Origin of the sequence: Vibrio sp. 10N.247.311.51 (assembly GCF_041467855.1) — a bacterium.
GTDB classification, from domain to species: Bacteria; Pseudomonadota; Gammaproteobacteria; order Enterobacterales; family Vibrionaceae; genus Vibrio; species Vibrio coralliirubri.
The window spans coordinates 165224-177407 of the sequence record NZ_JBFSVK010000004.1 but is presented as its reverse complement, the minus strand read 5'-3'; the positions used below and the strand labels follow the sequence as shown (position 1 = coordinate 177407).

At 44.2% G+C, this 12184-nt stretch carries 6 protein-coding genes; 3 read left to right on the top strand and 3 right to left on the bottom strand.

Going from position 1 to position 12184, the window contains the following annotated elements; translation table 11 throughout:
• Nucleotides 1-261: 261 nt before the first annotated feature.
• Entirely contained in the window at nt 262-588 is a 327-nt protein-coding gene (locus AB6E85_RS05870) for a hypothetical protein (protein WP_172378837.1), read from the top strand.
• 47 nt (nt 589-635) lie between these two features.
• Nucleotides 636-3392, top strand: a complete 2757-nt coding sequence (locus AB6E85_RS05865; protein ID WP_372141830.1) for an immune inhibitor A domain-containing protein — start codon at nt 636-638, stop codon at nt 3390-3392.
• Between the two features lie 213 nt (nt 3393-3605).
• Here the strand turns inward: AB6E85_RS05865 and AB6E85_RS05860 are convergent, their stop codons facing one another.
• The gene (locus tag AB6E85_RS05860; RefSeq protein ID WP_017064421.1) at nt 3606-4781 is read right to left on the bottom strand and encodes an MFS transporter; all 1176 of its coding nucleotides are present in this window, start codon (nt 4779-4781) and stop codon (nt 3606-3608) included.
• Nucleotides 4782-5030: 249 nt separating this feature from the next.
• Between AB6E85_RS05860 and AB6E85_RS05855 the strand changes: the two genes are divergently transcribed.
• On the top strand, nt 5031-5921 hold the full coding sequence (locus AB6E85_RS05855; RefSeq protein ID WP_050619689.1) for a LysR family transcriptional regulator: 891 nt from the start codon (nt 5031-5033) through the stop codon (nt 5919-5921).
• A 92-nt stretch (nt 5922-6013) separates the two neighbouring features.
• Here AB6E85_RS05855 and AB6E85_RS05850 read toward each other — a convergent pair whose 3' ends face one another.
• Both AB6E85_RS05850 and AB6E85_RS05845 read right to left on the bottom strand, forming a co-directional pair.
• Nucleotides 6014-10993, bottom strand: a complete 4980-nt coding sequence (locus tag AB6E85_RS05850) for an ATP-binding protein (RefSeq protein ID WP_372141828.1) — start codon at nt 10991-10993, stop codon at nt 6014-6016.
• On the bottom strand, nt 10986-12011 hold the full coding sequence (locus tag AB6E85_RS05845) for an HD-GYP domain-containing protein (protein WP_048610920.1): 1026 nt from the start codon (nt 12009-12011) through the stop codon (nt 10986-10988). The genes AB6E85_RS05850 and AB6E85_RS05845 overlap by 8 nt, the downstream gene beginning before the upstream one ends.
• Between the last annotated feature and the right edge of the window lie 173 nt (nt 12012-12184).

Below are 12184 nucleotides of genomic sequence, written 5' to 3'. Positions count from 1 at the left end.
AGAACCCAACGCCTTGTATAAAGCGCCCTCCAGAATAATAACCACGACCTAATCAATGTTATTAAACATCTAAACTATCAACTATTCATTCAACAAAACCCAATAAATAACTGACAATAGAATAAGTAACACTCCTTATTTTATATTAACTCTAAATGTTGAAACCGGAACTAATAATTAATTGTAATAATTATCCATTTGATTGGTGAATTTTATAAATATATTTTGTTACATAATCAAAACTGATGGCTTGTTATAAGAATGTCACACAAAACAATGGCTTTAATGGTTCTAATTTTTTCCTCACTGTCACAGGCTTCCACTATTGAGAACGACGAACTATTGCTGAAGTCATTGATTAAACGAGGTGTTATCTGTTCAGGCTTAACCTATGAGGAAAATCAAGAAGCTTTACGTATCTATCTCAACGCTAAAAAAGTGAAGAGTACTCCGTTTGATTCAAAAAATAGAAAAGAGACAACCAATACAAAAGAGATAGAAGGTAAAAAACATACAACAAACACACGTCAGTTAAATAAGACACCACAAGAGTGTATTAGGCCAAACTCGGACAACAGATCCGAATAAGGCAAGTTGATACTGATATCGACATGGAAATATAAAAAGGAAATATAATGAAAATGATGAGAAAAACATTGTTGGCTTCAGCAATGCTTACTCTATTTAGCGTCAGTGGTTATGCAAAAACACCTATTGATTTAGGCGTAGTTAATGAAGACAAACTCATTGAAATGCTAGTTAGACAAGGCTTAGTCGACCAAGATGCAACCGATGTGGCAAAGCACGATGCGCTTGACCGTTACTTGAAAAATAAAATCAATTCCGGTTTCAAAGGCGATGCTCAATTCGGAAAAAAAGCACTTGAGCAACGCGCAAAAATACTCAAAGCCATAGAAAAAGGGTCTGGCGTTAAAAAAGCGAGTGTCTTTGCTTTGGAAGTCGGCACCAAGCGTACCGACAAAGTACTCGCTCTGTTGGTCGATTTCCCTGATTTGAACTGGGATGACAACAAGCTGACCGAAGAGCACACGCAGATGCTCTACGAGAGCTACAACCCAGAGCATTATCAAGAGCTGTTGTTCTCAAATTCTGGCTACACAGGGCCCAATGGCGAGAACCTAATCTCGATGCGCCAATATTACCAAAGCGAATCTGGTGACAGTTACAGCGTTGCAGGTCAAGCGGCAGGTTGGTATCGCGCCTCCAAGCCTGCGTCATTCTATGGTGGCAACTCCCCTACCACCGACAACGACCTCAACGCCCAAGAACTGGTTCGTGAAGCGCTTAATCAACTGGCTCAAGATCCGAGTATCAACCTTACCGATTACGACATCGAAGATCGTTACGATTACGACGGTGACGGAAATTTCCGCGAACCCGATGGTGTGATTGATCACCTGATGGTGTTTCACGCATCGGTAGGTGAAGAAGCCGGTGGTGGCGTATTAGGTCCTGATGCGATTTGGTCTCACCGATTCAACCTTGGTCGCACTCATGTACTGGAAGGAACCTCTAGCTCGCTTCCAGACCGCTTTGGTGGCCAATACGCGGCGTTTGATTACACCATTCAACCGATTGATGCGGCTGCGGGTGTTTGTGCCCACGAATATGGTCATGATTTAGGCTTACCAGACGAATATGACACGCAATACACAGGCAAAGGCGAACCCGTTTCTTACTGGTCAATCATGTCTTCGGGCAGTTGGGCTGGTCAAATTGGTGGTACACAACCAACTGCATTTAGCTCTTGGGCAAAACACTTCCTACAGAAATCGATTGGCGGACGTTGGATTAACGATGATCAGATCTCGATTGATGACCTAGAAGACAATCCACAAGTGTATACGCTGTTCCAAACGACGGATAACAGCCGTCCGAACATGATTAAAGTGGATCTTCCCGAGAAGCAGATTGAAAGCCTGAAACCCTTTGAGGGCGAGTATTCATTCCACTCTCAAAAAGGCGATGACCTGAAAAACAGTATGACTCGCAAGTTGGTGATCCCAGCAGGTGATTCTGCACTGCTGTCTTTCAAAACTTGGTATGAGATTGAAAAAGACTACGACTTTGCGCGCGTGCTAATCAACGGACAAGCCATTGTAGGCAACATTACCTCAATGGACGACCCATACAACACGGGCCTCGTTCCTGCTATTGGCGGCGAATCTGGTGGATGGGTTGACGCTGAGTTCGACGTTTCACAGTGGGCAGGACAAGAAGTTGAACTGTCTTTTGAATACATCACCGATGGCGGCTTAGCAATGGAAGGCTTCTATTTAGATAACCTTGCTGTGGTTGTCGATGGTGAAGTGACCGATATAGATGATGGTGAGAGCAACTCCACCTTCACCCTTAATGGCTACAAGTTGAGTAATGGATTCCATCAAGCGCAGCACTACTATCTATTGCAATGGCGCAGCCACATGGATGTTGATGAAGGTCTAGCCAATATCAAACGCATGGGCCAACTCATCTCATTCGATCCGGGTTTGATCATTTGGTACGTAGACGAATCACTAACCGACAACTGGGTAGGTAAACACCCTGGTGAAGGTTGGTTAGGCGTGGTCGATGCAGATCAAAATGCCATGGTGTGGGCAAACTCTGGTGAAGTGGCTCAAACACGCTACCAAGTTCGAGACGCTGCGTTTTCACTCAAAGATCATACTCCAATGCGTCTTGTAAACAGCGACAATGATGTACTCGAAGATACCAGTTTGGTTGGCAATGCTAGCTTCTCGGATGACCAAGATTACACATCGCCTCAAGCACCAGATTCAGGACGCATCCTGACGGAGTTTGGTTTAGCGGTCGATATTGTGAATCAGAGTGACAACAACGAATACGGCGTGGTTCGCTTATCTAAAGTAAGCCAACACAACGTCGCTCCTACTGCGAACTTCGAGCTTAATGTGACTGGCCTAAACGTTTCAGCACGTAACTTCAGTTCTGATCAAGACGGTGAGATCGTCAGTTATCTATGGGACTTTGGCAACGGCACAACAAGTAACGAAATTGCACCAACTTGGTCTTACGAGCAAGCGGGGGAATACACGGTGAACTTGTCTGTTGTCGACGACAAAGGCGCTTCCGAGTCATTTAGCTCCGTAGTGAGTGTTGAATCTCCAAACGCCCTTCCAGAAGCGAGCGCGAAGTACATTCACTTGGGCCGTTGGGTAACCATGTGGTCTACAAGTTCAGACAGCGATGGTCGTATTGTTGATACCGAGTGGACACTTCCAAACGGAAAGGTGAAACGAGGTCGCACATTCACTTCAATCTTCCCTTCATACGGAGAGCACGAGGTGATACTGAAGATAATCGATGACCAAGGTGGAATTACCACTAAAACGATTATGGTCGACCTGTAAATCATCGCAAGCTCTGTCATGCGTATTTACAACACAAGCTTAAGTACTGTTGTTACAGGATATAAGCCAAGACAGCAGTTTTAAGGAAACGTTATTATTTAAGCCGTAAGCAAAAGCCCTACCGATTTGGTAGGGCTTTTTATTGGTCGTAGTTCGAGATACTAGGGTTTTAATCACAGTGACAAATTTACTGAACCACCATTCGATGAGCCATTACACAGGCTGCTTTTGAATACGCGATTTACGAGCACTGAATGCGAACAGTAAGATAACAGCTAACACGAATGGTAATACGTAGATATTGAGGTTCTGCCACCCTGCTGTCGATTCTAGCCAGCCAGAGAGCATCGCTGTAATAGTCACACAGCCAAAGACAATAAATTCATTAAACGCTTGTGCCTTAGCTTTATTCTGCGATTGGTAGGACTGACTAAACAAACCTGTTGCCGCGATAAACATAAAGTTCCAACCGACACCAAGCACAACTAGAGCCGCTCTGAAGTGCCAGATAGATTCTCCATGAATGTTAATCGCGATACAGACGACGAAAAGCACCCCGCCTGCCAAGATCATCATTCTTGAGCCAAACTTCTCGATAAGTGAACCAGTAAAGAATGCAGGTACAAACATCCCCAGCACGTGCCACTCAATCACACCCGCCGCTTTAGTAAAGTCAAAGCCACAGCCAATCATTGCTAATGGTGTTGCTGTCATCAGGATATTCATCACCGCATAAGCGACCATGGCAGCAAACACTGCGCCAATAAAGTTAGGTGCTTTCACTATCACACTGAGAGGATCGGATTTAGGCGCCTGACTATTAAAAGAGACTTTAGGAAACTGAATGGTTTGTAAGATGAGTAACGCAAGAATGTTCAATCCAATCAAAGAAGCAAAAGCACCAATGTACAAGCCATCTTGCGACCATTGTTGCGACATAATCGCCAAGTTGGGCCCCAATACCGCTGCTAGAACGCCACCAGCCATAGAGATAGATATCGCTCGATGACGGGCATTTTCATCACACACCTCGATTGCAGCAAAACGATAAAGCGTGCCAAAACCTATACCTATCCCAAGTAAGAACGTGGCGAAACAAAACAGATAGAAATTTTGCTGAGACAGTGCGTAGGTGGCAAGACTAGCCCCTGTAATGCCAACCACATTACCAATGCTAAATCCTCGCTTTCTCCCTAACTTGCCTGAAATTAAAGATGCTGGAATAGTGGCTGCCATTAAACCCAAAAACTGCAGTGCAACCGGCAAGGTGATCATGCTGACACTGGGCGCAATCTGCTTACCGATCAAACCAATCACAGAGATCAGTAATATGTTACCCGTCATCAACAAGGCCTGACACAGTGAAAGCAGCCAAACATTTCTATTCATCTTCGTTCCTAAATATGAGCACAGTTAGTCAATAGACCAAACAATCAACAAAGTCGCAACACTTTGTTACTTATAGCAGCTCTACAAAGCGGCCAATAGACCAATAGACCAATAGACCAATAGACCAATATAAATAGTTACTACCACATTAACTTTGATTAGCGTTACTTAAGACGCTAGAGTTGAAATTATCATTACTTAAGATAATAATTTTCTGTTATTTATAGGCTTTAGCATTTGAAGGTGAGTATGATCAATCCACTTTGGCTCAATACATTTAAGACTCTGGTTGAAGTTGGACATTTCACCCAAACGGCTGAAAAGTTGTACATGACACAACCAGGGGTCAGCCAGCACATCAAGAAGCTTGAACAAGCTTGCAATTGTGACCTGTTATCGAGAGAAAATAAAAGCTTCGAGCTGACCGAACAGGGTCGGATTATGTATCGCTATGCGCTCAAACTAGAGAAAGACCAAGAAGATCTTTTTGAGTCTCTGAGTTTTGATAATCCTTATGCTGGGCAATGTCACTTGTCTTGCTCTGGTTCACTCTCTTTGCGTCTGTATCCCAAGCTTCTTGAACTTCAACAGCAACACCAAGAGCTCAGCATTAACTTAGAAGCCGCTCCAAACAAAAAGATATTGAATGACCTAATCGAAGGCACTACCGATATCGGCATTGTTAGGCATTCCCCGAACGACAGCTACTACCAAAGCCAAGTCATCGGCAAAGAAGCACTGTGTCTTATTGTCCATCACAGCCTTGCTGACTTAGAGATAACGCCGCAAGTACTTCATGACATTGGCCTGATTGCGCACCCAGATTCTGCACACTATCTGTCTTTGTATTTCGACCTTTGCGGAGATAAAGACTTAGCGAACATCAACGTTAATGAAATACCAAGATCTGGCTACATCAATCAGCTTCACCAGATCTTGCTACCCGTATCAAAAGGATTAGGTTTTACCGTGTTACCGGCTGGCGCGGTTGAACACTTCCCAGATAGAGACAAGCTACACGTTGTGCCACCAAAGGTAGAAGTAGAGGAAACGCTGTATTTGGTTCAAAAACGAAACCGAAAACTGCCTCACCGATACGATACGGTTGTTGAGCTAATCAAACAGAACGTGAGTGGTTAGTTCGGTATAGATAGATTTAAAGCCTTTAGCTAGCTCGTTATCGCTGTAAAAGCTAAAGGCTTTAATGTTGAAGTGATATTTATAAAAGACAACTACTCAGAAGCGCCAAGTCCCTCTTTGGCTCGTTCAAAGTCGTAATTATCTAACGCACTTTGAACATCTTTGAGAACAGCAGAATGTGGATACTGTGCCAGTAACTCAGTCACATATTGAGTTGCATCGTTATCATAAGCATCCAGCAGTGATAGCAACTGAGCATGCTGTTCTGACGTGATGCTCGTTGAATCAGAGGTATCAGCAATACTCGCAGCGGCTTCTTCAGGACTTGTTGTATTAGCTCCTTCAGCACCAGGCACATCAAAGCTGATCTCAACTGCTTTAATCAGTTCGATTAACCCAAGCTCACCTTGTTTAAGATCCTCTTCATCACACGCCTTGTTATGAGCTTTGCTTTCTAAATCACTGAGTAACTCTGCCAATCGCAACCCACCAATCGAAGCTGCCATGCTTTTTAAAGTATGTAGATTACGCTCTAACGTCTCCCATTCGCCTTGTACTAAGTTATCAAAAGCATCCGACATAATGTCTGGCGATCCTTGGCAGAACCTATCAAGCATTTTGGCTTGCAGCTTCACATCATGATAAGTCAGTTGCTCAAACCTCGACTGAGAGAAAACAGGCGGCTCAATTTGGAGATCGGAGTGCAATTCCGCACTCTCACCAGAATCACCTGTCTGGATCGCATCTGAAGAGGTGTCTGATGGCGCTCTACCTTCAACTAACACCTCAGGAACAATGTATCGAGTAATCAAAGACATCGCTTTATCAATAACAATTGGCTTATCCAAGAAGTCCGTGACACCCGACGCCCTCGCTCGTTGTTTCGCATCAGCAAAAACATTGGCCGACATTGCAATAATCGGTACATCTGTATCGAATTCACGAATCAAACGGGTAGCTTCAAAGCCGTCCATAATTGGCATTTGAAGATCCATAAAGATCATTTCGTAGTCGTTGTTTTTGGCTAGTTCAAGCGCTTCCTTTCCGTTTTCAGCAAGATCGGCATTTAAATTAGAACGACTGAAAAATGCTAAGGCGAGATCTTGGTTCAGCTCATTGTCTTCAACCAATAGCACTCTTTGGCCTTTGAACTCTATCTGATAATCCAACTGCAACTCTTGGGCTTTGAAATCGGCTAACGCATCCGAGCTTGATCGTGGCAATGTCAGTACAAAGGAGAACTCACTGCCTTGCCCGTAAACACTCTCTACCGTAATTTGACTGCCCATCGCATGCACTAATTTCTGGCTAATGTTGAGCCCAAGCCCTGTACCGCCAAACCGACGTGTTGTAGTGGTATCCGCTTGGCTAAAGGCTTCAAACAGCTTGTGACGGTTCTCATCCGAGATGCCTATCCCGGTATCCATCACACTCACTTTCATGGTTAGGCTGCTATCGTTCGAGTCAAGATGCTCCACCGTTAACGCTACGCTGCCTTTTTCCGTAAACTTAATCGCGTTGCCCACAAGGTTGAGTATGACTTGGAACAACCTCAAGGGATCGCCTTGTAATGGCGTGTCTAATTCTGGGTCTATGACCATCGACAAATTGAGTTGTTTCTCAGCCGCTTTCGACTCCATCAACTCAATCACATCTTTAAAGGTCGTTGCGGGATCAAATGGGATGCTATCAATGGCAAGCTGTCCCGCCTCTATCTTAGAGAAGTCGAGGATGTCATTAATGATGCTTAACAGTGAATGCCCCGAACGGTGCACTTTCTCAATATAGTTTCGAGCAACAGGATTAGATATTTCGCCAATGGCCAGATAAGACAAACCAATTATTGCGTTCATTGGCGTTCTAATTTCGTGACTCATATTGGCTAAGAATTCCGATTTAGCTTGGCTAGCCAGATCGGCTCTCTGTTTCTCTTCTTCAAGTTGTTCGTTTAGGCGCTTCATTTCTGAAATATCGAATGCCCAAAATAGTGTGGCGACTTCCCCATCAATCTCAAAAAGATAGTAACTGACCAAAGCAACAAATCGGGTTCCATCAGATTTTCTGAGTACCAACTCCCTATTTTCAACTTTACCGTTAAGGTCGAGCTCTTTATGCACGCCATCACGAACGCTCAGCGAGTCATGGATAGCTGCGACGTCGATAGAAGACAACGCCTGATTTTCCACGCCAAACAAACGTTTTGCCGTATCGTTCGCGTAACGAACCTCTTCTTCAAATACCACGCTGGCTGCAATTGGAGAGCTATTTAGCATGTTGTAGAGCTGGTTCTGCGCCTTTTCCAGAGCTTCGGTCGCTTCCTTAGCAATACTGATCTGCTTCGCTAATTTACGATTCCAGAAAATAATAAGAAGAAGGATCACCAGAGAAAAAACCGAAATGGTGTAAACCAATTGATAATCAACTCTTTCTATCGCTTTGGGCGCCGCCCACTTTGCTGAGATCTTCTGGTGTTCTTCAGCCGAGATACTGCCTATCGCTTTGTTCACAATAGACAACAGCAAAGGTTCAGATTTGATGACATGCAGAGTTGGCGACAGGAAGAAGTCTAACCGGCCGATGATACCAACCCCTCGATAGCCAAATGAGTCGATTAAGTAATTTAAGACATCAACGGTATCAATCATCGCATCAAACTCACCCGATTCGACGAGCTCTAAGCCATCATTAGTCGATGACACCATCGACCAGTTGATCTCAGGGTAACTATCCACGATAGCTTCTGTGTTGGCTCCCCCTTCTAAAATACCTATTTTCCAACCGGCAGCTTCTTCTAAGACAAGACTGTTCACATCTCGTCTTGAGGCAATGGCCAAACGACTAGAAAATAACGGCTTACCCGCCTTCACGCCCTCGCCAAGCGAACGATTCTCCACAGCAGCCGACACAAGGTGCACTTTTCTATGGTCAACGAGTCGTCGAGTCTCCTGCCAACTGCCGACATCAACATGTTCCAAGCGTAAACCTGTTTTCTGCTCGATCAGCTTTAGGTAATCATCGATCATGCCGATGTATTCCCCTTTGCTCGATACGGCCTCATAGGGCAAAGAGTTAGGATCAATACCGATTTTCAATACTGGATGAGATTTTATCCACTGACGTTCGTTTTGACTAAGATTAAGGAGTTCACCAGCTAAACTGTTTGATTGATAAATATCTGAAATATAGCGTTTTGCACCATCTCCGAATGAATTGAACTGCTCAATGGCTGGGAAATAAACATAGCTCCCTTCCACGGAATCCACATCGAAATAGAACGTCATAAACCCAGCATTGGTGCTGCCCGTCTTCGTTTTATAACCAGCGCCTTTCGTCACGGATGACAATTTAGAGGTGTTTTTCTTGTCCAATGATGACGTTGATACATCTCCTAGGAACCAAGATTCAAGCGGTCGCTTATTATTATCAGCCAGTGCCGAAATCACCATGAAGGTATTATCTGCATCAAATATGTCAAAAATCTTAGGCAATTCGTCAAAGCGATCATTAACAATAAAGTACGCTGAGATTTGAGCAATAATATCGGCCTTCTTCAGAACCGGAGTCAGGTCGTTCTTAATTTGTCTTCTGAGAATTGTCTCAAACTCACCGTCTTCCCTTTTCAGGTTTGCTAATGCGGCATTGAAGCGGTCTCTTAGCTCAGCTCCCCTGAAATCCACGTAGATGGGATAACTGACTTTATAATCTTCATGGAGCTGAATCTCGTGCATTTCAATAAATCGGGTATTGGTGACGAACCAGGTTAATACCCGTCTTTCTACCATCAGGAGATCAACATTCTGAGCTCTCAGCTGAGAGAACGCCGACTCTAAGCTGTCGAGATCTTCTATCCGATCAATGCTCAATTGGCTTTCCAAGACTTCTACGGAATTTTTAATCGGCGATGTTTCATCGAACAGCAAAGCACCCAATGACAAATCTTTTGCCGACTTCAAATCCAGCTTACGCCTCTTTAATGACACTGGTACAAAATCAACATCCATCACCTTGTCACTGACAAAGTGCAATGAAGAGTCATCAAGTTGAACGCCAGAGACAAATGATATTGAGTTGTTGTTATCGATAGCTTGACGAGCTGCAGTACGAGGCAAGGTGACAACGTCACTTAACCGATACCCCATATCGTTCAAAGCTCTTTGCATAATGTCATGCTCTAAGCCGACAGAAGTACTGTCTGGATACATGTAAGGCGGGTTGCCGAATCCAAATACACCTTTAATGGGAGAGCGATAAGGCGAGTCATCTAACCATTTAGATAAAATGCGGTTCTTTTTACTGATATCAAATGTTGCAATCTGTTGATTCAATAAGTTAAGCAGCTCATTGTCGTTTGAACGAATAACCATGGCTGCTTTGATGTTCTTCCAGCGATCAAGTACATGGTTGACCGCTAAATTCTCTACTCCGCTTTTATGAGCAAGATCCATGGTGGTTACAGGTTCAGCCAGCAAACCATCAACCGAGCCGTCTTCTAATGCGCGAATAGCATCAATGGCCGTATCGAACTCAACCGCCTCAATAGAGCTAAGCTGCACACCAGATCCCTTTAGGTCGATGCTTTCTCGCACCATGGCAATTCGCCTTTTGGCCTCTTGCTCTATTTTCTTATTGAGATGATCTTCGGTAGGAAGAATGACGGCAATTTGGTACGAGATATAAGGATCAGTTTGAAGGAAACGTCCTCCTTCGCTGGGATCAAACTGTTGAAACGGAAACACATCGCCTTTCCCGTCTAACAAAGCTTGCTTTGCTTCAGCATGAGAATCTACGCTGATGAAGTTGGTTTTTACGTTGAAACGCTCTTCAAGATCGTAAGCCCAATCTCGAATAATCCCGTCGACTTTTCCGTCATCACCAATAAATGAGTAAGGGTAATGACTGGATAGTGCAACAAACGTGATTTCACGATCAGGATCTTGCCATAGGATTGGTTGTTGATCCGGAGCAGCCTCAGCGTTAACGCTAGCAGCACGAACAACGAATACAACAAACAAAATTATGGCGATGACATAACGCTTACCCCACTTACCCCACATCTGCCAGAGGTCACTCATCTTTGAACTTCTCTTTAATCTCTAGAATCTCTGGTAATTTAATGAAAAACAGATCAACGATAGTCGGGTCAAAATGCTTACCTTTCTGCTCAGTGATTAAAGCCAAAGCATCTTCGACACTCCAAGCTTTTTTATAAGGGCGTTCTGCCGTTAGAGCATCAAACACATCAGCCACAGCAGCAATTCTGCCAACCAGTGGGATATCTTCCCCTGCCACTTGACTCGGGTAACCAGAGCCGTCCCATTTCTCATGGTGATACTGCGCCACTTGAATCGCCATGCGCATCAGTTTTGAATCGCTTTGCTGCCCTAAAATCTCCACACCATACTCGACGTGCTTCTGCATGATCGCCCACTCTTCCGCATCGAGTTTTCCGGGCTTAAGCAACACGTTATCAGGGATACCTATCTTACCAATATCGTGCATTGGCGCCGCGTCACGGAGCGTTTCGGCATCTTCGTCAGTCATGCCCAACGCCTTGCCCAACACCTCACAGTAATGGCTCATGCGCTTAACGTGCATACCCGTTTCGTTGTCTTTAAATTCCGCTGCTCGACCTAAGATATTGAGTGTCTCAAGTTTACCTAGATTGATCTCGACGGTTTTGTCTTTCACTTGATGGAACAGCGCTCGTTGTTGGTCATACAACGCGATGTGGGTTTTGACACGCTGGAGCGCGATTTCAGGCGTGATCGGTTTCGTTAGGTAATCGACAGCGCCTAAAGACAATCCTTTCACTTCGGCTTCTGGACCAATTTTGGCGGTCACGAAAATGATAGGAATGTGAGCCGTATTCGGCTGAGCTTTAAGTTGGCGGCATACCTCGTAACCATCAATGTCAGGCATCATGATATCAAGGAGGATAAGGTCTGGCTGCGGCACCATCTTCGCAATCTTGATACCAATTGTGCCGTTAATCGCTACTTTCACTTGATAAGTATCTTTGAGTATTGCCGTTAACACATCCAAGTTACTTGGGGTGTCATCCACGACTAACACTATGGGTTTCCGACTCATTGATACCTCGTATACAAATCAAACAGTTATAACCATAGTGTAGAACGGTTTTTAGAGGTTAAGCAGAAAAAAAAGCAATTGATTTTCAAAAATGAAGAGTAGATCTGTGAGTGACTTCAAACTGGCGTTATTAGAAGTACGACCAGTCAATATTACGTCAGTTAAGTTATTAT

Bases quoted from the DNA above. Each gene is read 5' to 3' on its own strand.
- AB6E85_RS05865 (WP_372141830.1), top strand. From the start codon at position 636: ATGAAAATGATGAGAAAAACATTGTTGGCTTCAGCAATGCTTACTCTA.
- AB6E85_RS05855 (WP_050619689.1), top strand. From the start codon at position 5,031: ATGATCAATCCACTTTGGCTCAATACATTTAAGACTCTGGTTGAAGTT.
- AB6E85_RS05845 (WP_048610920.1), bottom strand. From the start codon at position 12,011: ATGAGTCGGAAACCCATAGTGTTAGTCGTGGATGACACCCCAAGTAAC.
- AB6E85_RS05870 (WP_172378837.1), top strand. From the start codon at position 262: ATGTCACACAAAACAATGGCTTTAATGGTTCTAATTTTTTCCTCACTG.
- AB6E85_RS05860 (WP_017064421.1), bottom strand. From the start codon at position 4,781: ATGAATAGAAATGTTTGGCTGCTTTCACTGTGTCAGGCCTTGTTGATG.
- AB6E85_RS05850 (WP_372141828.1), bottom strand. From the start codon at position 10,993: ATGAGTGACCTCTGGCAGATGTGGGGTAAGTGGGGTAAGCGTTATGTC.